Origin of the sequence: Streptomyces sp. Qhu_M48 (assembly GCF_051305195.1) — a bacterium.
GTDB lineage: Bacteria > Actinomycetota > Actinomycetes > Streptomycetales > Streptomycetaceae > Streptomyces.
In genome coordinates this window covers 2480643-2502322 of the sequence record NZ_CP195432.1, presented here as the reverse complement: position 1 = coordinate 2502322, position 21680 = coordinate 2480643, and the positions used below count along the sequence as shown (strand labels likewise).

Genomic DNA, 21680 nt, shown 5'->3' with positions numbered 1-21680 from the left:
TCGGGGACCCGCCAGGGGCCTGCCCTACGCTCCCAGCCGCTCGCCGGGCGCGATGCGGACGCCGCGGGCCCAGTCGGCCGCCTTCATCGGCTTCTTGCCCTGGGGCTGCACCCAGAGGAGCTCGACGGCGTACGAGCCGGTGCCCGCGTACACGGTGCTCTTGCCCGCCGCGAGCTCGCCCGGCGCGAGGTCGCCGCGGTCGGGCAGCGGGGTGACCTGGATCAGCTTGAGGCGCTCGCCGCGGAAGAGCGTCCAGGCGCCGGGGGCCGGGGTGCAGCCGCGGACCACCCGGTCCACCCGGAGGGCGGGGGCGGCGAAGTCGACGTGGGCGTCCTCGACCTGGATCTTCGGGGCGAGGGTGACGCCCTCGGCGGGCTGCGGGACGGCCTTGAGCGTGCCGTCCTCGATGCCGTCCATGGTCGCGGTGAGCAGCCCGGCGCCCGCGAAGGCGAGCCGGGTGAGGAGGTCGCCGCTGGTGTCGGTCGGCCGGACGTCCTCGGTGACGACGCCGTAGACCGGGCCGGAGTCCAGCCCCTCCTCGATCAGGAAGGTGGACGCGCCCGTCACCTGGTCACCGGCCATCAGCGCGTGCTGCACGGGCGCGGCTCCCCGCCAGGCGGGCAGCAGCGAGAAGTGCAGGTTGACCCAGCCATGGGCGGGGATGTCGAGGGCCGCCCTCGGCAGGATGGCGCCGTAGGCGACGACCGGGCAGCAGTCCGGGGCGATCTCCCGCAGCCGGGCGAGGAACTCCTCGTCGCGCGGCCTGGTCGGCCGGAGGATCTCGATCCCGGCCTCCTCCGCCCGCTGGGCCACCGGGCTGGCGACGAGCCGCCGGCCGCGTCCCGCCGGGGCGTCCGGCCGGGTGACCACGGCGGCCACCTCGTGCCGGCCGGAGGCGAGCAGGGCGTCCAGAGCGGGTACGGCGACCTCGGGGGTGCCTGCGAAGACGAGCTTCATGGGTGGCGACTGCCTGTCTGTCCGGGGGCTTTGCGGGCAGCGCACCAGTCTAGGCGCCCGGTGCGGAGGGGGCGTACGGAAGGACGAGCGCCCCGCGCATATGCGTGTACGCCCCCGCAGCGTGACCCAACTCCCGGTGGCGCGTTGGTCAAGAGAGATTGACCGATTCGGGTCGCCGTTCCCCCCTGCGGCCCTTCCCCCTTTACATGCCGGTTCGAGAGGCTTTCACATGGCCGACCACGCAACCCACGACGCCCAGGCTCGGGCGAGTCTGCACCTGCTGGTGCGGGACATCGAGCGGGTCCGGCGGCAGGTGGACGCACTGCGCACGCTCACGGCCCAGCTGGGCAATGTCTACCGCCCTCGCCGCTCCGGCCCGTCCACGGGCTTCGTCGTCTACGGGCGGGCACCCGCCCCCACCGTCCGTCTCGCCCAGGAGCTGCGGGACAGTGTCGAGACCCTGGTGACCGCGGCGGTCGACTTCGACCGCTCGCTCGGGTTCTCCTGGGACGCGGTGGGCTCCGCGCTCGGAGTCACCAAGCAGGCCGTCCACCGCCGTTACGGCGCCCGGCGCGCGCCGCAGCCGGGCGCCGGCGTCGACCAGGACCCGATCGTGGAGCCGGGTGTGACGCGCACGCTCCCCCCGGTCCCCTCGGTCCCCGCCGCCCGCTCGATGCCCCCGCAGCCCACCTCGGGCAGCGCCACCCTCCGCGAGGAGCCGCGCCCCTCGGCCTTCCCCGGGCCGCGCAACGGCTGACCGGCCCGCACCGACGGCCGCCCCCCTCGCCGAGGCGGGCGGCCGTTCCGCGTCCCGGCGCGGAACGGCCGTCAGCCGATGTCCGGCGGATCGACCCGGATCCGCACCGGGTCCCCGCCGCCGCGTGCGAGCCGGCCCGCCCGCGCCTGCTTGAGCGCCGCCGCCAGGGCCGCGCCGCTGCCCGGCGGGACCCGGACCAGGGCCCGCTCCCACTGCTCGCCCGGTGGCGGGTCCCCGGCCCTGCGGGGCCCGCCCGGGCGCACCACGGGCAGGGGCACGGGACCCAGCACCTCGGCGTCGGGAGGCAGCCCGGCGCCCGCCAGAAAGCCTTCGACCGCCTCGGGCGGACCGGTCACCGCCGCCATCCGGGAGACCGGCGGGAAGCCCAGTTCGGCCCGCTCGGCTAGCTCCCGCTGGGCGTGCCCGACCGGGTCCCAGCGGACGAGCGCCTGGACCGGCCGGAGCGTCGGCTCGGCGACCACGACGACGGTCCCTCCCTCGGGCTGGCCCCGCACGAGGGAGGCCGCGTCGATCCAGCGGCGCAGGGCCTCCTCGCCCGCGCGGAGATCGGGCCGGCCGAGCATCGCCCAGCCGTCGAGGAGCAGCGCGGCCGCGTAGCCGCCCTCGGCGACGGGTTCGGCGCCGGGGGTGGAGACGACGAGCGCGGGGCGCCCGGGCACGCTGTCCAGGACGTGGTCACGGCCGGAGGTCCGGACGGGCACCGCGGGGAACGCCCGGCCCAGCTCCTCCGCGGTGCGCCGCGCACCGACGACCTGGGCCCGCAGCCGGGCCGAGCCGCACTCCGGGCAGTGCCAGTCGGAGGCTCCGCGCCCGCACCAGCCGCAGTGCAGCTCCCGCTGTTCGGGGGCCTCCAGGGGACCGGCGCAGTGACGGCAGCGGGCGGGCGTCCGGCAGCGCTCGCAGGCCAGCCGGGGCACGTACCCCCGGCGGGGCACCTGCACCAGCACCGGCCCGGTCTTCAGCCCTTCCCGTACGGTCTGCCAGGCCAGCGAGGGCAGCCGGGCGGCGCGGGCGGCCTCGTCGCGGGCCAGTTCGCCGTCGCCCACGGTCCGGATCAGCGGGGCGGCCCTGCGGACCTGCTCGCGGCCCGCGGTCAGCGCCTTGGCCCAGCCGGACTCGACGAGCTGGGCGGCCTCGACGGTGCAGCTGGTGCCGCCGAGGAGGAAGGCGCACCGGTCGTGGGTGGCGCGCAGGATCAGCACGTCGCGCGCGTGGGGCTGCGGGGCGTGCGGCTCACTGTGGCTGCCGTCGCCGTCGTCCCAGATGACGACGAGACCGAGGTCCCGGACCGGGGCGAACATGGCGGCCCGGGTTCCGACGACGGCCCGCACCGCGCCGCGCCGCACGGCGAGCCACTGCGCGTACCGCTTCTCGGGGCCGGCGTCGGCGGTGAGCAGCGCGTGCCGTCCTTCTCCCAGGACCCCGGTCAGGGCCGCGTCGACCCGGCCGGCGGCCCGCCCGTCGGGGACGACGACGAGGGCGCCGCGCCCGGAGGCGAGGGTCGCGGCGACGGCTCGGGCGATCTCCTCGGCCCAGAACGGTCCCGGCAGCGCGTTCCACACGGCCCGGGGAGCCCCGCCGCGCGCCAGGGAGTCCAGGAACGCCGCCCCCCGTTCGTACCGCGTCCAGCTGCCCGGCTCCGGTGCGGGGGGCGACGGCAGCGGCTCCGGCGAGGGGCGTCCCTCGGCGCGGGCGCTGCGCGGCGGCACGGCGAGCTGGAGCACGTCCGCGAGGCTTCCCGCGTACCGGTCGGCGACGGCGCGGGAGAGCCCGAGGAGCTCGGGTCCGAGGACCGGCTCCGGTGAGACGACGTCGGCGAGCGCCGCCAGCGGCCCGGAGTAGTCGGAGGTGGCCCGGCGCTCGACGAGGAACCCGTCGATGAGCCGGCCGCCCTCCCGGCGTCCGTTCTTGACCTGGTGCGCGCCCGCGCCGAACCGGACCCGCACCCGCACCCCGGGCCGCGCGACCTCGTCGAGTTCCTCGGGGACGGCGTAGTCGAAGAACTGGTCGAGGTGGAGCGACCCCTTGTTCACGACGACCCTGGCCACGGGCAGCTCCTTGGCCAGCGCGGCCCCCCGCCAGGTCCGCGGCTTGGCCCGCGGCACCTTCGCCTTCCGTACGGTCTCCCGGATGAGGGCGAGCTGCTCGGGCTCGGCGGACTCGGCGGACCTCTCGTTCTCGCTGCTCACAGCCCCATACCTACCAGACGCCACCGACAGCCGGGCAGAGCGAAGCCCGGCACCCCCGAGGGGGGCCGGGCTTCGCTCACGTACAGCCGGGGCCTAGAGGCCGGCGGCCTGCTTCAGGGCGGCCACGCGGTCGGTGCGCTCCCAGGTGAAGTCCGGCAGCTCGCGGCCGAAGTGGCCGTAGGCGGCGGTCTGGGAGTAGATCGGGCGCAGCAGGTCGAGGTCGCGGATGATCGCGGCCGGGCGGAGGTCGAAGACCTCGGCGATGGCGTTCTCGATCTTCTCGTTCTCGACGGTGTTGGTGCCGAAGGTCTCGACGAAGAGTCCGACGGGCTCGGCCTTGCCGATCGCGTACGCGACCTGGACCTCGCAGCGCGAGGCGAGGCCCGCGGCGACGACGTTCTTGGCGACCCAGCGCATGGCGTAGGCGGCCGAGCGGTCGACCTTGGACGGGTCCTTGCCGGAGAAGGCGCCGCCACCGTGGCGGGCCATGCCGCCGTAGGTGTCGATGATGATCTTGCGGCCGGTGAGGCCGGCGTCGCCCATCGGGCCGCCGATCTCGAAGCGGCCGGTCGGGTTCACCAGGAGGCGGTAGCCGTCGGTGTCGAGCTTGATGCCGTCCTCGACGAGCTGCTTGAGCACGTGCTCGACGACGAACTCGCGGATGTCGGGCGCGAGCAGCGACTCGAGGTCGATGTCGGAGGCGTGCTGCGAGGAGACGACGACCGTGTCGAGGCGGACGGCCTTGTCGCCGTCGTACTCGATGGTGACCTGGGTCTTGCCGTCGGGGCGCAGGTACGGGATGGTCCCGTTCTTGCGGACCTCGGTGAGGCGGCGCGAGAGGCGGTGCGCGATGTGGATCGGCAGCGGCATCAGCTCGGGGGTCTCGTCCGACGCGTAGCCGAACATCAGGCCCTGGTCGCCCGCGCCCTGCTTGTCCAGCTCGTCCTCGTCGCCCTCGACCCGCTTCTCGTACGCGGTGTCCACGCCCTGGGCGATGTCCGGGGACTGAGACCCGATGGACACCGACACGCCGCAGGAGGCGCCGTCGAAGCCCTTCTTCGAGGAGTCGTAACCGATCTCGAGGATCTTGTTCCGGACGAGGGTCGGGATGTCCGCCCACGCCTTGGTGGTCACCTCACCGGCGACGTGCACGAGGCCGGTGGTGATCAGCGTCTCGACGGCGACGCGCGAGGTGGGGTCCTCGCGCAGCAGCGCGTCGAGAATGGTGTCGCTGATCTGGTCAGCGATCTTGTCGGGGTGGCCCTCGGTGACGGACTCCGAGGTGAACAGACGACGGGACACAACGCTCCCTGGGGTTGCAGCGGCTGCTGGCTCTTCGTTAGACGGACCGGCAGGGGGCTGCGCCCCAAGACGTTCCGCGGACAGTCTATCGGTCGTGGTCGGAGGATGGACCAGGTGTCTCGCCTGACGAATGCCCTGACCGGGTGAATCCGGTCTTTCCGTGCCGGGACCACCCCTGGGGGACGCCCCCGTGAGGGCACCCGATGGGGCGCACATCACACGGGCCCGGCGGCGGTGTGTCAGGTCGTGGGGCGCAGCCGGGGCAGGACGAGGTCCCAGACCGTCTCGGCGAGCGCCTCCTTCGGACCGTACGGCACGGGGGTCTCCGCGCCGTCCGGGGCGAGGACCACGGCCTCGTTCTCCTCGGAGCCGAAGGTCTTGCGCTCCCCCACCTCGTTGACGACGAGGAGGTCACAGCCCTTGCGGCGCAGCTTCTCGCGGCCGTTGGCGAGGACGTCGTCGGTCTCGGCGGCGAAGCCGACGACGACCTGGCCCGGCAGGGCGCGGTCGGCGGAGAGCTCGGCGAGGATGTCGGGGTTGCGGACGAGTTCGACGGTGGGGGCTCCGCCGTCGTCCTTCTTCTTGATCTTCCCGGCGGCGTAGACGGCGGGGCGGAAGTCGGCGACGGCCGCCGCCATCACCACCGCGTCGGCGTCGGCGACGGCCTCGAGCACGGCCTCGCGGAGCTGGAGCGCGGTGCCGACGCGGACGACGTCGACGCCGGCCGGGTCGGGGAGACCGGTGTTGGCCTCGACGAGGGTGACCCGGGCGCCGCGGGCCGCGGCGGCCTTGGCGAGGGCGTAGCCCTGCTTCCCGGAGGAGCGGTTGCCCAGGTAGCGGACCGGGTCCAGGGGCTCGCGGGTACCGCCCGCGCTGACCACGACATGGCGTCCGGCGAGGTCGGGGGCGGCGTCCGCGCCACGAGCCAGGATCCGTCGGCAGATCTCGAAGATCTCCCCCGGGTCGGGCAGTCGGCCCTTGCCGGTGTCGACGCCGGTGAGGCGGCCGACGGCGGGTTCGACGACGACGGCGCCGCGGCGGCGCAGGGTCGCCACGTTCTCCTGGGTCGCCGGGTGCTCCCACATCTCGGTGTGCATGGCGGGGGCGAAGACGACGGGACAGCGCGCGGTGAGCAGCGTGTTGGTGAGCAGGTCGTCCGCGAGGCCGTGGGCGGCCTTGGCGAGCATGTCGGCGGTGGCGGGGGCGACGACGACGAGGTCGGCGGCCTGGCCGATGCGGACGTGCGGCACCTCGTGGACGCTCTCCCACACCTCGGTCGAGACGGGGTGGCCGGAGAGCGCGGACCAGGTTGCCTCACCGACGAAGTGGAGGGCGGAGTCGGTGGGGACGACCCGGACGTCGTGGCCCGACTCGGTGAGCCGGCGCAGCAGCTCGCACGCCTTGTAGGCGGCGATCCCGCCGCTGACCCCCAGAACGACCTTCGGCTTTGCCACGACTTCCACTACTCCCCGCACTCGGACGCGCACTCGGACGCGTTACGACTCCATGAGACACCACAGGCCCGGCGGATGTTCCGCCGGGCCTGTGGTGACAAGTGTTACAGCGCTACGTGCTTAGGTCGCGGGGCCCTCGATGGCCTCGGACGTCAGCAGACCCGCGTTGATCTCGCGCAGGGCGATCGAGAGCGGCTTCTCGTGGACGTGGGTGTCGACCAGCGGACCCACGTACTCCAGCAGGCCCTCGCCGAGCTGGGAGTAGTACGCGTTGATCTGACGCGCGCGCTTGGCCGCGTAGATCACGAGGCTGTACTTCGAGTCCGTGGCCTCGAGCAGCTCGTCGATCGGCGGGTTGATGATGCCCTCGGGCGCGGTGATGGAAGAGGACACGCTCTACCTTCCGAAGATGGAGAAAAGATCAGACATCCGATGGATGTCCGGGGGAATCGGTGGATCATTCCCCAGAAGTCAACAGCATCAACGTTAGCAGCTCGCGTGCGACGTCCTCGACGGAGGTGTTGACGAGGGTGGTGTCGAACTCCGACTCGGCGGCCAGTTCGATCTTCGCGGCCGCCAGCCGGCGCTCGATGACCTCGGCCGACTCGGTGCCGCGGCCGGTGAGCCGGCGGACCAGCTCCTCCCAGCTCGGCGGTGCCAGGAAGACCAGCTGGGACTCGGACATCGAGTCCTTCACCTGACGGGCGCCCTGGAGGTCGATCTCCAGGAGCACGGGCTCGCCGGCGTCGAGGCGGTCGAGGACCGCGCCGCGCGGGGTGCCGTAGCGGTTGCCCGCGAACTCGGCCCACTCGAGGAGCTCGCCGTTGGCGATCAGCTTGTCGAACTCGTCGTCCGTCACGAAGAAGTAGTGGACGCCGTGCTTCTCGCCGGGACGGGGCTTCCGTGTCGTCGCCGACACCGAGAGCCAGACCTCGGGGTGGACCTTGCGCATATGCGCGACGACCGTGCTCTTGCCGACCCCGGAGGGGCCGGAGAGCACGGTCAGCCGCGGACGTACCTCTGCTGCCATGCAGCGATTATTCCAGCTTCACCGGGGTGCCCGGGACGGGTGCCCCGGATCGGGAGCCGGACCGGTCGCCGGATCAGGCGCCGGTGCTGCCGAACTCGCGCTCCAGGGAGGCGATCTGGTTGGAGCCGAGACCGCGCACCCGGCGGCTCTCGGAGATGCCGAGCCGCTCCATGATCTGCTTGGCGCGGACCTTGCCCACGCCGGGCAGGGACTCAAGGAGCGCGGAGACCTTCATCTTGCCGATGACGTCGTTCTCCTGGCCGGTCTTGATGACCTCCTGAAGGGAGGCGCCGGAGTGCTTGAGTCGATTCTTGACCTCGGCCCGCTCCCGGCGAGCCGCGGCGGCCTTTTCGAGCGCGGCTGCGCGCTGTTCAGGGGTAAGGGGCGGAAGAGCCACGCCTACGTCACCTCGGATGTCGATCTGTCGGATACGGACCGGTGAGGAACCCTGCGCCCCACACCAGTGGAGCAACGCTCAACGGAGTGGTCGTTGAACGCCTGCTCTGCCCCGGAGACTAGCGGCCGAGGCCGCTCCAGTCAGCGAGAACAGCGGAAAAGTCCTGGTCAGCATCGACTGACCGGGACTTTTCCGGCAAAACGACCTGGTTTTGAGCCAAGTTTTCGTCAAGTAGTGAGACGGCCCGGTGAGACGGTTCGTCTCACCGGGCCGAAACAGCTCCGAAACGAGGGCGGCTGCCGGGGCGATCCGCTCCGACCTGCGGAGAGACCCCGGAGTCCGTCATCCGCCGACGGCCACCCGGATCTCGTCCGCGTACCGGTGAGCCGAGTCCCGCAGGGCGGCCACGTCCGGGCCGTGCCGCAGGACCCCGCGGCTGACGTTCGGGACGACGTTGCCGACCGCGGCGCCGAAGACGGCGGGGAGGTCGGCCGGGGTCGCGCCCTGGGCCCCGATGCCGGGGGCCAGGAGCGGACCGTTGATGTCCAGGTCGAACGAGGACAGGTCGCCGAGGGTGGCCCCGACGACCGCGCCGAAGGAGCCCATCGGGGTCTCCCCCGCGTTCTCCTCGGCGAGGTGGGCCAGCATGGTCGCGCCGATCGTGAGCCCGGCCGGGTCGTCGGCGCGGACCGCCCGCTGGACCTCCGCGCCCTCCGGGTTGGAGGTCAGGGCCAGGACGAACAGACCGGCGCCGGACTCGCGGGCCAGGTCGACGGCCGGCTTCAGGGAGCCGTAGCCGAGGTACGGGGAGACCGTGAGGGCGTCGGAGAAGAGCGGGGAGTCCACGCGCAGGAAGGTCTCCGCGTACGCGGCCATGGTGGAGCCGATGTCGCCGCGCTTGGCGTCCATGACGACCAGGCCGCCCGCCGCGCGCAGATCGGCGACGGCACGTTCCAGGACGGCGATGCCGCGCGAGCCGAAGCGCTCGAAGAAGGCGGACTGCGGCTTGAAGACGGCCACGGTCTCCGCGAGGGCCTCCACGACGGTGAAGGTGAACCGTTCGAGACCGGCGATGTCGTCGCCCAGGCCCCAGGAGTCGAGCAGGGCGGCGTGCGGGTCGATGCCGACGCAGAGCGGGCCGCGCTCGTCCATGGCGGAGCGCAGGCGGGTACCGAAGGAGAGGGTCACTTGGCGGCCTTTCGGTTGTCGGCGCCGACGGCCTCGGCGAGGGTCGCGTACGGGGAGGCCGCGAGGCGCGCGGCGAGGCCCTTGTGGATCGCGCGGGCGTAGAACGGGCCTTCGTAGATGAAGGCGCTGTAGCCCTGGATCAGGGTGGCGCCCGCGAGGATCCGCTGCCAGGCGTCCTCGGCGTTCTCGATGCCGCCGACGCCCACGAGGACCAGACGGTCGCCCACGCGCGCGTGCAGGCGCCTGAGGACCGCGAGGGAGCGCTCCTTGACGGGCGCCCCGGAGAGGCCGCCGGTCTCCTTGACGAGCTCGGGGTCGGACTTCAGTCCCAGGCCCTCGCGCGCGATGGTGGTGTTGGTGGCGATGATGCCGTCGAGGCCGAGCTCCAGGGCGAGGTCGGCGACCGCGTCGACGTCCTCGTCGGCCAGGTCGGGGGCGATCTTGACCAGGAGCGGGACGCGGCGGTCGGTGACCGTGCGGTCGGCGGCCTCCCGTACGGCCGTCAGGAGCGGGCGCAGGGACTCGGTGGCCTGGAGGTTGCGCAGACCGGGGGTGTTCGGCGAGGAGACGTTCACGACCAGGTAGTCGGCGTGCGCGGCGAGGCGCTCGGTGGACTTCACGTAGTCGGCGGCGGCCTCGGCCTCGGGGACGGTCTTGGTCTTGCCGATGTTGACGCCGACGACCGTCCGGAAGACCGGTACGCGCGCGTGGAGGCGTGCGGCGACCGCGGCGGAGCCCTCGTTGTTGAAGCCCATGCGGTTGATCAGGGCGCGGTCCGGGACGAGCCGGAAGAGGCGCTGCCTGGGGTTGCCGGGCTGGGCCTCGCCGGTGACCGTGCCGATCTCCACGTGGTCGAAGCCGAGCATCGACATGCCGTCGATCGCGACGGCGTTCTTGTCGAAGCCGGCGGCGAGCCCGAAGGGGCCGTGCATACGGAGGCCCAGAGCCTCGGTCCGCAACGCCGTGTGGCGGGGGGCGAGGACGGCGGCGACGAAGGTCCGCAGGACGGGGACGCGGGCGGCGAGGCGGATCCAGCGGAAGGCCAGGTAGTGGGCCTCCTCGGGGTCCATGCGCTTGAAGACGAGGTCGAAGAGGAACTTGTACATACGGGGAGTCCAGGTCTGCTCATGACGAGGGGGACACCGCAGGTCCTGCCGGTGTCCCCCTCCTCGTACGGGCTGCTAGTCGCGGGCCGCGATCAGGTGTTCCGCGTGCTCCTGGAGCGAGCGGACGCCCACGTCGCCGCGGTTGAGCGCGTCGATGCCCTGGACGGCCGCGGCGAGCGCCTGGACCGTGGTGAGGCAGGGGACGCTGCGCGCCACCGCGGCCGTACGGATCTCGTAGCCGTCGAGGCGGCCGCCGGTGCCGTACGGGGTGTTGACGATCAGGTCGACCTGGCCGTCGTGGATGAGCTGGACGATCGTCTTCTCGCCGTCGGGGCCCTCGCCCTCGCTCAGCTTGCGCACGATCGTGGCGTTGATGCCGTTGCGCTTGAGGACCTCGGCGGTGCCGGAGGTGGCGAGCAGCTCGAAGCCGTGGGCGACGAGTTCGCGGGCCGGGAAGATCATCGAGCGCTTGTCGCGGTTGGCGACCGAGATGAAGGCGCGGCCCTTGGTGGGCAGCGGGCCGTAGGCGCCGGCCTGCGACTTGGCGTACGCCGTGCCGAAGACCGCGTCGATGCCCATGACCTCGCCGGTGGAGCGCATCTCCGGGCCGAGGACGGTGTCGACGCCGCGGCCGTGCACGTCGCGGAAGCGCGACCACGGCATCACGGCCTCCTTGACGGAGATCGGCGCGTCGAGCGGCAGGGTGCCGCCGTCACCGGTCCTCGGCAGCAGGCCCTCGGCGCGCAGCTCGGCGACGGTGGCGCCGAGCGAGATGCGGGCGGCGGCCTTCGCGAGCGGGACGGCGGTCGCCTTCGAGGTGAAGGGGACGGTCCGGGAGGCGCGCGGGTTGGCCTCCAGGACGTAGAGGATGTCGCCGGCCATCGCGAACTGGATGTTGATCAGGCCCCGCACGCCGACGCCCTTGGCGATGGCCTCGGTGGAGGCGCGCAGGCGCTTGATGTCGAAGCCGCCGAGGGTGATCGGGGGCAGGGCGCAGGCCGAGTCGCCGGAGTGGATGCCGGCCTCCTCGATGTGCTCCATGACGCCGCCGAGGTAGAGCTCCTGGCCGTCGTAGAGCGCGTCGACGTCGATCTCGATGGCGTCGTCGAGGAAGCGGTCGACCAGGACCGGCCGGGTGGGGCTGATCTCGGTGGACTCGGCGATGTACGACTCCAGGCGGGTCTCGTCGTAGACGATCTCCATGCCGCGCCCGCCGAGCACGTACGACGGGCGTACGAGGACGGGGTAGCCGATCTCGTCGGCGATGGCCTTGGCGCCGGCGAAGGTGGTCGCGGTGCCGTGCTTGGGGGCGGGGAGGCCCGCCTCGGCGAGGACCTGGCCGAAGGCGCCGCGGTCCTCGGCGGCGTGGATGGCCTCCGGGGAGGTGCCGACGACCGGCACGCCGTTGTCCTTGAGCGCCTGCGACAGGCCCAGCGGGGTCTGGCCGCCGAGCTGGACGACGACACCGGCGACGGGGCCGGCGAGCGTCTCGGCGTGGACGATCTCGAGGACGTCCTCCAGCGTCAGCGGCTCGAAGTACAGGCGGTCGGAGGTGTCGTAGTCCGTCGAGACGGTCTCCGGGTTGCAGTTGACCATCACGGTCTCGTAGCCGGCGTCGCTCAGGGCGAAGGAGGCGTGGACGCAGGAGTAGTCGAACTCGATGCCCTGACCGATGCGGTTCGGGCCGGAGCCCAGGATGATCACCGCGGGCTTGGTGCGGGGCGCGACCTCGCTCTCCTCGTCGTACGAGGAGTAGAAGTACGGCGTCTTGGCGGCGAACTCGGCGGCGCAGGTGTCGACCGTCTTGTAGACCGGGCGGACGCCGAGGGCGTGCCGGACCTCGCGGACGACGTCCTCGCGCAGGCCCCGGATCTCGGCGATCTGGGCGTCGGAGAAGCCGTGGCGCTTGGCCTCGGCGAGGATCTCGGGCTCGAGCTTCTCGGCGGCGGCCAGCTCGTCGGCGATCTCCTTGATCAGGAAGAGCTGGTCGACGAACCAGGGGTCGATCCTCGTGGACTCGAAGACCTCCTCCGGGGTGGCGCCGGCCCGGATCGCCTGCATGACCGTGTTGATACGGCCGTCGGTGGGGCGGACCGCCTCGCGCAGCAGCTCGGCCTTGTCGCCGGGCTCGCCCACGAAGGTGAACTGCGAGCCCTTCTTCTCCAGGGAGCGCAGGGCCTTCTGGAGCGCCTCGGTGAAGTTGCGGCCGATCGCCATGGCCTCGCCGACCGACTTCATGGTCGTGGTCAGCGTGGAGTCGGCGGAGGGGAACTTCTCGAAGGCGAAGCGCGGGGCCTTGACGACGACGTAGTCGAGCGTGGGCTCGAAGGACGCCGGGGTCTTCTCCGTGATGTCGTTGGGGATCTCGTCCAGCGTGTAGCCGACGGCGAGCCGGGCCGCGATCTTGGCGATCGGGAAGCCGGTCGCCTTGGAGGCGAGCGCCGAGGAGCGGGAGACGCGCGGGTTCATCTCGATGACGATGATCCGGCCGTCGACCGGGTCGATCGCGAACTGGATGTTGCAGCCGCCGGTGTCGACGCCGACCTCGCGGATGATCGCGATGCCGATGTCGCGCAGCCGCTGGTACTCGCGGTCGGTGAGCGTCATCGCCGGGGCGACGGTGATCGAGTCACCGGTGTGGACGCCCATCGGGTCGAAGTTCTCGATGGAGCAGACGACCACGACGTTGTCGTTCTTGTCGCGCATCAGCTCCAGCTCGTACTCCTTCCAGCCGAGGATGGACTCCTCCAGGAGCACCTCGGTGGTCGGGGAGAGCGTGAGGCCCTGGCCGGCGATGCGGCGCAGCTCCTCCTCGTCGTGGGCGAAGCCGGAGCCGGCGCCGCCCATGGTGAAGGAGGGGCGGACGACGACGGGGTAGCCGCCGAGCGTCTCGACGCCCTGGATCACGTCGTCCATGGAGTGGCAGATGACCGAGCGGGCGGACTCGCCGTAACCGATCTTGGCCTTGACGGCCTCCACGACGCCCTTGAAGAGGTCGCGGTCCTCGCCCTTGTTGATGGCCTCGACGTTGGCGCCGATGAGCTCGACGCCGTACTTCTCCAGGACGCCCTGCTCGTGCATGGAGATCGCGGTGTTGAGCGCGGTCTGGCCGCCGAGGGTGGGCAGGAGGGCGTCGGGGCGCTCCTTGGCGATGATCTTCTCGACGAACTCGGGGGTGATCGGCTCGACGTACGTGGCGTCGGCGATCTCCGGGTCGGTCATGATCGTGGCCGGGTTGGAGTTGACCAGGATCACCCGCAGGCCCTCGGCCTTGAGGACGCGGCAGGCCTGGGTGCCGGAGTAGTCGAACTCGGCGGCCTGTCCGATGACGATCGGGCCGGAGCCGATGACCAGGACGGACTGGATATCGGTGCGCTTAGGCACGCTCGGCCTCCATCAGCGATACGAAACGGTCGAAGAGGTACGCGGCGTCGTGCGGGCCCGCGGCCGCCTCGGGGTGGTACTGGACGGAGAAGGCCGGCTGGTCGAGCAGCTGGAGGCCTTCGACGACCTGGTCGTTCAGACAGACGTGGGAGACCTCGGCGCGCCCGAAGGGCGTGTCGGAGACCCTGTCGAGGGGCGCGTCGACGGCGAAGCCGTGGTTGTGCGCGGTGACCTCGACCTTGCCGGTGGTGCGGTCCTGGACCGGCTGGTTGATGCCCCGGTGGCCGTACTTCAGCTTGTAGGTGCCGAAGCCGAGCGCGCGGCCGAGGATCTGGTTGCCGAAGCAGATGCCGAAGAGCGGCGTCCTCCGCTCCAGGACGGCGCGCATGACGGCGACGGGACCGTCGGCGGTGGCCGGGTCGCCGGGGCCGTTGGAGAAGAACACGCCGTCGGGCTGGACGGCGTAGATGTCCTCGGCGGTGGCGGTGGCGGGCAGCACGTGGACCTCGATGCCGCGCTCGGCCATCCGGCGCGGGGTCATGCCCTTGATGCCGAGGTCGACGGCGGCGACGGTGAACTTCTTCGTACCGATCGCGGGGACGACGTACGTCTCCTTGGTGGCGACCTCGGCGGAGAGGTTCGCGCCCTTCATCTCGGGCTGCGCCTGGACCCGGGCGAGCAGGGCCTCGTCGCGGACGCCCGTCCAGGCGTCGCCGGAGAAGATGCCGACTCGCATGGCGCCGCGCTCGCGCAGGTGGCGGGTGAGGGCGCGGGTGTCGATGCCGGAGATGCCGACGACGCCCTGGCGCTCCAGCTCCTCGTCGAGCGAGCGGCGGGCGCGCCAGTTGGAGGAGACGCGGGCGGGGTCGCGGACGACGTAGCCGGAGACCCAGATGCGGCCGGACTCGGGATCCTCGTCGTTGACGCCGGTGTTGCCGACGTGCGGGGCCGTCATGACCACGACCTGGCGGTGGTACGACGGGTCGGTGAGGGTCTCCTGGTAGCCGGTCATGCCGGTGGAGAACACGGCCTCGCCGAAGGTCTCCCCCACGGCCCCGTAGGCGCGGCCGCGGAAGGTGCGGCCGTCCTCCAGGACGAGTACGGCGGGAGCGGCCTTCTGCCTCTGAGAGGCGACTCCCTGGATGGAGGTGGTCATCGTGCGATGCCTTCCGTCGTGTGGATCATGGAGTTGATGGCCTCGACCCAGGCGGTGTGCTCGGCCGCCCGGTCGGAGCGGAAGCCGGAGTCGATCAGCTGGTCGCCGTGCGCCCAGGTGACGATCAGCAGGCCGCCCTCGGCGAGGACCTTGCCGGCGATGCCCTTGTCGAGGCGTGCCTCGCGCAGGGCCTCGGCCGGGACGAAGAAGTCGTTCGCCCCGGGGCGTACGACCGCGATCCCGGCGTCGGTGAGGGTGAGCTCGACGCGGCTTCGGGTGCCGAGACCGTGGGCGACGATCCGGTCGAGCCACTGCCCGGCGGTCGTCGAGCCGTGGTACCGGCCGGTGAGCTTCAGTGTCGCCTCGGCGCCCGTGGCGGGCACCTCCGGCAGCTCGGGGAGGTCGGACTGGAGGCTGCCGCGCCACTTCCATCCCTGGCGCATGAGCCAGTACACGAAGGCGATGAAGAGCAGCAGTCCGGCGACCCAGCCGAGCCGTCCGGCCCAGTCGGTCACCTCCGCCGACTTCTGATCGGCTGCCTCTGCGGCGATTGCGATGAGTGGTGTCACGCCAGCTTCCCGTCCACGACCGTTGCCCGGCCCCGCAGGATGGTGTGGGTGACGCGTCCCGGCAGCTCACGGCCCTCGTAGGGGGTGTTGCGGCTGCGGGAGGCGAACTCCGCGGGGTCCACGACACCACGGTAAGCCGGATCGACCAGCGTCAGGTTCGCGGGCTCACCAGCCGAGACGGGACGTCCGTGGCCCTTGGCCCGTCCGATGCGGGCGGGCGCGAAGGACATCCGGTCGGCGACGCCGGCCCAGTCGAGGAGACCGGTCTCGACCATCGTCTGCTGGACGACGGAGAGCGCGGTCTCCAGGCCGACCATGCCCATGGCGGCCGCGGCCCACTCGCAGTCCTTGTCCTCGTGCGGGTGCGGGGCGTGGTCGGTGGCGACGATGTCGATCGTGCCGTCGGCCAGCGCCTCGCGGAGGGCGAGGACGTCCTTCTCCGTGCGCAGCGGCGGGTTGACCTTGTAGACCGGGTTGTACGAGCGGACCAGCTCGTCCGTGAGGAGGAGGTGGTGCGGGGTGACCTCGGCGGTGACGTCGATGCCGCGGGACTTGGCCCAGCGGACGATCTCGACGGAGCCGGCGGTGGAGAGGTGGCAGATGTGGACGCGGGAGCCGACGTGCTCGGCGAGGAGGACGTCGCGGGCGATGATCGACTCCTCGGCGACGGCCGGCCAGCCGCCGAGTCCGAGCTCGGCCGAGACGATGCCCTCGTTCATCTGGGCGCCCTCGGTGAGGCGGGGCTCCTGGGCGTGCTGGGCGACGACGCCGTCGAAGGCCTTCACGTACTCCAGGGCGCGGCGCATGATCACGGCGTCGTCGACGCACTTGCCGTCGTCGGAGAAGACGGTGACACCGGCGGCGGAGTCGTGCATGGCGCCGAGCTCGGCGAGCTTCCTGCCCTCCAGGCCGACGGTGACGGCGCCGATGGGCTGCACGTCGCAGTAGCCGGACTCCTTGCCGAGCCGGTAGACCTGCTCGACGACGCCGGCGGTGTCGGCGACCGGGTGGGTGTTGGCCATGGCGAAGACGGCCGTGTAGCCGCCGGAGGCGGCGGCGCGGGTGCCGGTGAGGACGGTCTCGGAGTCCTCGCGGCCGGGCTCCCGCAGGTGGGTGTGGAGGTCGACCAGGCCGGGCAGCAGGATCTGGCCCTCGGCCTCGATCACGGTGGCGCCCTCGGCGGTCAGGCCGGTGCCCACCTCGGCGATGGTCTCGCCGTCGATCAGGACGTCCTGGACCTCGCCGCCCAGGACCTGCGCACCGCGGATAAGGATCTTGCTCATGGTTACTTGTTCTCCTCGGTGCGGGTGTGGGTGACGGCGGAGTCGTTGCCGCCCAGAAGCAGGTAGAGGACCGCCATCCGGATGGAGACGCCGTTGGCGACCTGCTCGACGACCGTGCAGCGGTCGGAGTCGGCGACCTCGGCGGTGATCTCCATGCCGCGGACCATGGGGCCGGGGTGCATGACGATGGCGTGCTCGGGCATCTTCGCCATCCGCTCGCCGTCGAGCCCGTACCGGCGCGAGTACTCGCGCTCGGTGGGGAAGAAGGCGGCGTTCATCCGCTCGCGCTGCACACGCAGCATCATGACCGCGTCGGACTTCGGCAGCACCCGGTCGAGGTCGTACGAGATCTCGCAGGGCCAGGTCTCGACGCCGACGGGGACCAGGGTGGGCGGGGCCACCAGGGTGACCTCGGCGCCGAGGGTGTGCAGCAGGTCGACGTTGGAGCGGGCGACCCGGCTGTGCAGGACGTCGCCGACGAGCGTGATCCGCTTGCCTTCGAGGTCCTTGCCGAGCCCGGCGTCCCGGCCGACGAGGCGGCGGCGCATGGTGAAGGCGTCCAGGAGGGCCTGGGTGGGGTGCTGGTGGGTTCCGTCGCCGGCGTTGACGACGGGGGCGTCGATCCAGCCGGAGGTGGCGAGGCGGTACGGGGCTCCGGAGGCGCCGTGCCGGATGACGACCGCGTCGACGCCCATGGCCTCCAGGGTCTGCGCGGTGTCCTTGAGGGACTCGCCCTTGGAGACGCTGGAGCCCTTGGCCGCGAAGTTGATCACGTCGGCGGAGAGTCGCTTCTCGGCGGCCTCGAAGGAGATCCGGGTCCGGGTGGAGTCCTCGAAGAAGAGGTTGCAGATGGTCCGGCCGCGCAGGGTCGGCAGCTTCCTGATGGGCCGGTCGGCCACCCGGGCCATCTCCTCGGCGGTGTCGAGGATCAGGACGGCGTCGTCGCGGGTGAGGTCGGCGGCCGAGATGAGGTGACGCATCATCGGGGTGTCTCTCCGTGGTGGGGAGTGTGAGGGCGTGCGGGGGCGCGGGGGGTGGCCCGGTCCCGCGCGGGGGAAGCCGGTCCGGCTAGGCGGTGGGCCTGGCACCGAGCAGGACGGTGTCGCGACCGTCCTCCTCGGCGAGCTGGACCTTGACCGTCTCCCGCAGCGACGTGGGGAGGTTCTTGCCGACGTAGTCGGCGCGGATCGGAAGCTCGCGGTGGCCGCGGTCGACGAGCACGGCGAGCTGGACCGCACGGGGGCGGCCGATGTCGCCGAGGGCGTCGAGGGCGGCGCGGATGGTGCGGCCGGAGAAGAGCACGTCGTCGACGAGGACGACCAGGCGGCCGTCGACGCCGTCACCGGGGATCTCGGTGCGGCCGAGGGCGCGCGCCGGCTTCATCCGCAGGTCGTCCCGGTACATGGTGATGTCGAGGGAGCCGACCGGGATCTTGGTGCCGGTGATGGATTCGAGCTTCTCGGCGAGCCGGCGGGCGAGGAAGACACCGCGGGTGGGAATGCCGAGGAGGACCACGTCGTCGGCACCCTTGGCGCGCTCGACGATCTCGTGTGCGATGCGGGTCAGGACCCGCGCGATGTCCGGCGCCTCCAGAACGGGGCGCGCGTCGTCGCTGTACTGCTGCTGGGTGTCCATGAAAAACGGACCTCCTTCTCCGCCTCACGGGACGGCTCTTAAAGGACGTCGGATTTGCGACGTCAACGATACCAGGGGCGGACGGGAACCTTCCCCGCACCCCGGTCGCCACTCCGGGCGCCGTCCCCCGGGAGGGGGGCGGTACGGACCATTCGGCTTGACGGGAAAGAGTAACGCTGCGTAACCTCACAGTGAGTTACCAGCCGCGCGGCGCAGCCGCATGTCGTCACAGCGTCCGGGAGCGTTATGTCCAGCGAATACGCAAAGCAGCTCGGGGCCAAACTCCGTGCCATCCGCACCCAGCAGGGTCTCTCCCTCCACGGGGTGGAGGAGAAGTCCCAGGGCCGCTGGAAGGCCGTGGTGGTCGGTTCGTACGAGCGTGGCGACCGCGCGGTGACCGTGCAGCGGCTTGCCGAGCTGGCCGACTTCTACGGGGTGCCGGTGCAGGAGCTCCTGCCGGGCACCACTCCGGGCGGGGCCGCCGAGCCGCCGCCGAAGCTCGTCCTGGACCTGGAGCGCCTGGCGCACGTCCCCCAGGAGAAGGCGGGCCCGCTCCAGCGCTACGCGGCGACGATCCAGTCGCAGCGCGGCGACTACAACGGCAAGGTGCTGTCGATCCGTCAGGACGACCTGCGCACCCTGGCCGTGATCTACGACCAGTCCCCCTCGGTCCTCACCGAGCAGCTGATCAGCTGGGGCGTGCTGGACGCGGACGCGCGCCGCGCGGTCGCCCACGAGGAGAACTGACCCCTTCCGAGGTCACAGCAGAAACGTACCGCCGGGCCCGTGCACGTCATCCGACGTCCACGGGCCCGGCGCTTTCGTGCGAGCCCAGGCCGAACGGCTGTACGGCCGGCTGTACGGGGGCCGTGCGGCTGCGGGGACACCGAGCCGGGGGTACGTCGAAGGGGCCCGCAGCACGAGTGCTGCGGGCCCCTTCGGCCGCCGGTGACGTCTACAGGATCAGGCGTCGGCGTCCCGGCGCAGACGCGGCTTCAAGTCCTTGAAGCGCGCCAGCAGACCGTTGACGAAGGTCGGGGACTCGTCCGTGGAGAACTCCTTGGCGAGCTGCACCGCCTCGTCGATCGCGACCGCGTCCGGCGTGCCGTCCTCCCAGATCAGCTCGTACGCGCCGAGGCGCACGATGTTCCGGTCGGCGACGGGCATCCGGTCGAGGTCCCAGTCCACCGCGTAGGTCGCGATGAGCTCGTCGATCCGCGCCACGTGGGCGGCGTACCCCTCGACCAGCTGCATGGTGAAATCGTTGACCGGCGGCTGACGGTCGTCCGACCGCGCGTGCCGGACCTGGTCCGCGAGGACCTCCTGGACGGAGGCGCCACGCTGGTCGGCCTCGAAGAGGATCTGGAAGGCGCGCTTGCGGGCCTTGCTCCGAGCGGCCACGGTTAGTCGTTCACCCGGCCGAGGTAGTCGCTGGTGCGGGTGTCGACCTTGACCTTCTCACCGGTGGTGATGAAGAGCGGGACCTGGATCTCGTGGCCGGTCTCCAGCTTGGCGGGCTTGGTGCCGCCGGTGGAGCGGTCGCCCTGGACGCCCGGGTCGGTGTGCTCGATCGTCAGCACCACGGCGGCCGGCAGCTCGACGTAGAGCACCGAGCCCTCGTGCTGCGCGACGGAGGCGGTGAAGCCCTCGATCAGGAAGTTGGCGGCGTCGCCGACGGCCTTGCGCTCGACCATCAGCTGGTCGTACGTCTCCATGTCCATGAAGACGAAGTAGTCGCCGTCCATGTAGGAGAACTGCATGTCACGGCGGTCGATGGTGGCCGTCTCGACCTTCACGCCGGCGTTGAAGGTCTTGTCGACGACCTTGCCGGACAGCACGTTCTTGAGCTTGGTGCGCACGAAGGCCGGGCCCTTGCCGGGCTTGACGTGCTGGAACTCGACGACGGACCAGAGCTGGCCGCCTTCGAGCTTGAGCACCATGCCGTTCTTGAGGTCGTTCGTGGAAGCCACGGTTGCGGAATCTCCTGGACTGACGTGGGACCGTGGAGGCGTACGCGCCTTACAGCGCGAGCAGCTCCTTGGTCGTGATGGTGAGTAGCTCGGGTCCGCCGTCCGCCTCCTGGCGCACGACGAGCGTGTCATCGATCCGGACTCCGCCCCGGCCCGGGAGGTGGACCCCCGGTTCGACGGTGACCGGCACACAAGCGTCCAGTTTACCCATGGCCGAGGGTGAGAGCTGCGGGTCCTCGTCGATTTCGAGCCCCACACCGTGCCCGGTGAGGGGTACGGCGGCCTCCGCGTGCCCCGCCGCGTCCAGGATCTGGCGGGCCGCGCGGTCCACGTCGCGGTACTCGGCGCCCGGTACGAGGGACTCCCGTCCGGCCCGCTGAGCGGCGAAGACGAGCTCGTACAGCTCGATCTGCCAGTCGGCCGGGGCCGTCCCTATGACGAAGGTGCGACCGATCTCGCACCGGTAGCCGCGGTAGTCGGCGCCGAGGCAGACGGAGAGGAAATCACCCTCCTCGACCCGGCGGTCGGTGGGCCGGTGGCGTCGCCGACCGGAGTGCGGGCCGGTGGCGACCGAGGTGGGGAAGGCGGCGCCGTCGGCGCCGTGGTCGACGAGACGCCGCTCCAGTTCCAGCGCGAGGTGGCGCTCGGTCCGCCCCACCAGGATCGACTCCAGGAGCTCGCCGAGCGCCTGGTCGGCGATCTCGGCGGCGATGCGCAGGCAGGCGATCTCGTCCTCGTCCTTGACGATCCTGAGCTGCTCGACGGCGCAGGCGAGGTCGGCGAGACGCACTCCGGGCGCGACGGAGCCCATGGCCCGGTGCCGGGCCACGGTCAGGTCGTGCTCCTCGACGGCGAGCGCGTCGGCTCCCGCCCGGCGGGCGAGGTCGACGGCGGCGACGGCCGGATCTCCGCCCCCTACGGGGAGGACCTGCCGGCGGAGGAGTTCGTCGAGCCGTCCGTCGGCCGGTTCACCGCTGGGCGCGACCGGGCAGAGCAGGACGTCCGCCTCCGGCTCGGGCCCGAGGAGGAGGACCGCGCCCGGGGGCGAGCCACCCGCGAGATAGCGGACGTTGGCGGGGCGGGAGACCAGGGCCGCCGGGCTGCCCGCGGCCGCGCAGCGATCGCGCAGCCGTACACGGCGGTCCGCATACACCTCTGACATGCTCCGAGCCTACGAGCAGCGCGCCGCGGTGGCCTGTTCTGCGCGGCCGGCCGGGGCAGGACGCCCGCCTGCGCGGCCGGGGCCCCGCTCCGGTCCAGGAGGACCGGCCCGGCAGCCCCG

The 21680-nt window shown here is 72.0% G+C and carries 20 protein-coding genes; 2 read left to right on the top strand and 18 right to left on the bottom strand.

Annotated features, from left to right (window positions below):
• Positions 1-24: 24 nt before the first annotated feature.
• Positions 25-957: a methionyl-tRNA formyltransferase gene (fmt, locus tag ACRRSS_RS11660; protein ID WP_435971133.1), complete on the bottom strand. Its 933-nt coding sequence runs from the start codon at positions 955-957 to the stop codon at positions 25-27.
• A 229-nt stretch (positions 958-1186) separates the two neighbouring features.
• Here fmt and ACRRSS_RS11655 point away from each other — a divergent pair, with 229 nt between their 5' ends.
• Positions 1187-1714 carry a hypothetical protein gene (locus ACRRSS_RS11655; protein ID WP_435971132.1) on the top strand — a complete coding sequence of 176 codons (528 nt, stop codon included), beginning with the start codon at positions 1187-1189 and terminating at the stop codon, positions 1712-1714.
• A 71-nt stretch (positions 1715-1785) separates the two neighbouring features.
• Here the strand turns inward: ACRRSS_RS11655 and ACRRSS_RS11650 are convergent, their stop codons facing one another.
• The 14 genes from ACRRSS_RS11650 to pyrR form a co-directional block, all read right to left on the bottom strand.
• Complete coding sequence (locus tag ACRRSS_RS11650; protein WP_435971131.1) at positions 1786-3924, bottom strand: primosomal protein N'; 2139 nt, start codon at positions 3922-3924, stop codon at positions 1786-1788.
• Positions 3925-4017: 93 nt separating this feature from the next.
• Positions 4018-5226 (bottom strand): methionine adenosyltransferase, encoded by a 1209-nt coding sequence (gene metK / locus ACRRSS_RS11645; RefSeq protein ID WP_435971130.1) that lies wholly within the window; start codon positions 5224-5226, stop codon positions 4018-4020.
• 239 nt (positions 5227-5465) lie between these two features.
• Entirely contained in the window at positions 5466-6680 is a 1215-nt protein-coding gene (coaBC, locus tag ACRRSS_RS11640; protein WP_435971129.1) for a bifunctional phosphopantothenoylcysteine decarboxylase/phosphopantothenate--cysteine ligase CoaBC, read from the bottom strand.
• A gap of 120 nt (positions 6681-6800) precedes the next feature.
• The gene (gene rpoZ / locus ACRRSS_RS11635) at positions 6801-7073 is read right to left on the bottom strand and encodes a DNA-directed RNA polymerase subunit omega (RefSeq protein WP_030316319.1); all 273 of its coding nucleotides are present in this window, start codon (positions 7071-7073) and stop codon (positions 6801-6803) included.
• 64 nt (positions 7074-7137) lie between these two features.
• On the bottom strand, positions 7138-7710 hold the full coding sequence (gene gmk / locus ACRRSS_RS11630; RefSeq protein WP_435971128.1) for a guanylate kinase: 573 nt from the start codon (positions 7708-7710) through the stop codon (positions 7138-7140).
• Between the two features lie 73 nt (positions 7711-7783).
• Positions 7784-8107 (bottom strand): integration host factor, encoded by a 324-nt coding sequence (locus ACRRSS_RS11625; RefSeq protein WP_030008746.1) that lies wholly within the window; start codon positions 8105-8107, stop codon positions 7784-7786.
• A 342-nt stretch (positions 8108-8449) separates the two neighbouring features.
• The gene (gene pyrF / locus ACRRSS_RS11620; RefSeq protein ID WP_435971127.1) at positions 8450-9295 is read right to left on the bottom strand and encodes an orotidine-5'-phosphate decarboxylase; all 846 of its coding nucleotides are present in this window, start codon (positions 9293-9295) and stop codon (positions 8450-8452) included.
• Positions 9292-10401, bottom strand: coding sequence for a quinone-dependent dihydroorotate dehydrogenase (locus ACRRSS_RS11615; protein WP_435971126.1), 1110 nt, complete (start codon positions 10399-10401; stop codon positions 9292-9294). The genes pyrF and ACRRSS_RS11615 overlap by 4 nt, the downstream gene beginning before the upstream one ends.
• Before the next feature lie 75 nt (positions 10402-10476).
• Entirely contained in the window at positions 10477-13785 is a 3309-nt protein-coding gene (gene carB, locus ACRRSS_RS11610) for a carbamoyl-phosphate synthase large subunit (protein WP_435971125.1), read from the bottom strand.
• Positions 13778-14941 carry a glutamine-hydrolyzing carbamoyl-phosphate synthase small subunit gene (gene carA / locus ACRRSS_RS11605; protein WP_435971124.1) on the bottom strand — a complete coding sequence of 388 codons (1164 nt, stop codon included), beginning with the start codon at positions 14939-14941 and terminating at the stop codon, positions 13778-13780. Before carA ends, carB begins: the two co-directional genes overlap by 8 nt.
• Positions 14938-15510, bottom strand: a complete 573-nt coding sequence (locus ACRRSS_RS11600) for a hypothetical protein (RefSeq protein ID WP_435971123.1) — start codon at positions 15508-15510, stop codon at positions 14938-14940. The genes carA and ACRRSS_RS11600 overlap by 4 nt, the downstream gene beginning before the upstream one ends.
• Positions 15507-16793, bottom strand: a complete 1287-nt coding sequence (locus tag ACRRSS_RS11595) for a dihydroorotase (protein WP_435971122.1) — start codon at positions 16791-16793, stop codon at positions 15507-15509. The genes ACRRSS_RS11600 and ACRRSS_RS11595 overlap by 4 nt, the downstream gene beginning before the upstream one ends.
• A 2-nt stretch (positions 16794-16795) precedes the next feature.
• Positions 16796-17776 (bottom strand): aspartate carbamoyltransferase catalytic subunit, encoded by a 981-nt coding sequence (locus ACRRSS_RS11590; protein ID WP_435971121.1) that lies wholly within the window; start codon positions 17774-17776, stop codon positions 16796-16798.
• A gap of 85 nt (positions 17777-17861) precedes the next feature.
• Positions 17862-18428, bottom strand: a complete 567-nt coding sequence (gene pyrR, locus ACRRSS_RS11585; RefSeq protein ID WP_351909457.1) for a bifunctional pyr operon transcriptional regulator/uracil phosphoribosyltransferase PyrR — start codon at positions 18426-18428, stop codon at positions 17862-17864.
• Positions 18429-18674: 246 nt separating this feature from the next.
• On the opposite strand from pyrR, the gene bldD reads away from it, so the two are divergent.
• The gene (gene bldD / locus ACRRSS_RS11580; protein WP_015032294.1) at positions 18675-19175 is read left to right on the top strand and encodes a transcriptional regulator BldD; all 501 of its coding nucleotides are present in this window, start codon (positions 18675-18677) and stop codon (positions 19173-19175) included.
• A 216-nt stretch (positions 19176-19391) separates the two neighbouring features.
• Here bldD and nusB read toward each other — a convergent pair whose 3' ends face one another.
• The 3 genes from nusB to ACRRSS_RS11565 are packed head-to-tail and all read right to left on the bottom strand — an operon-like array spanning position 19392 to position 21560.
• Positions 19392-19829 carry a transcription antitermination factor NusB gene (nusB, locus tag ACRRSS_RS11575; protein ID WP_351910410.1) on the bottom strand — a complete coding sequence of 146 codons (438 nt, stop codon included), beginning with the start codon at positions 19827-19829 and terminating at the stop codon, positions 19392-19394.
• Between the two features lie 2 nt (positions 19830-19831).
• Positions 19832-20398 carry an elongation factor P gene (gene efp, locus ACRRSS_RS11570; protein ID WP_073818654.1) on the bottom strand — a complete coding sequence of 189 codons (567 nt, stop codon included), beginning with the start codon at positions 20396-20398 and terminating at the stop codon, positions 19832-19834.
• Positions 20399-20447: 49 nt separating this feature from the next.
• Positions 20448-21560, bottom strand: coding sequence for an aminopeptidase P family protein (locus ACRRSS_RS11565; RefSeq protein ID WP_435971120.1), 1113 nt, complete (start codon positions 21558-21560; stop codon positions 20448-20450).
• Positions 21561-21680 lie beyond the last annotated feature (120 nt).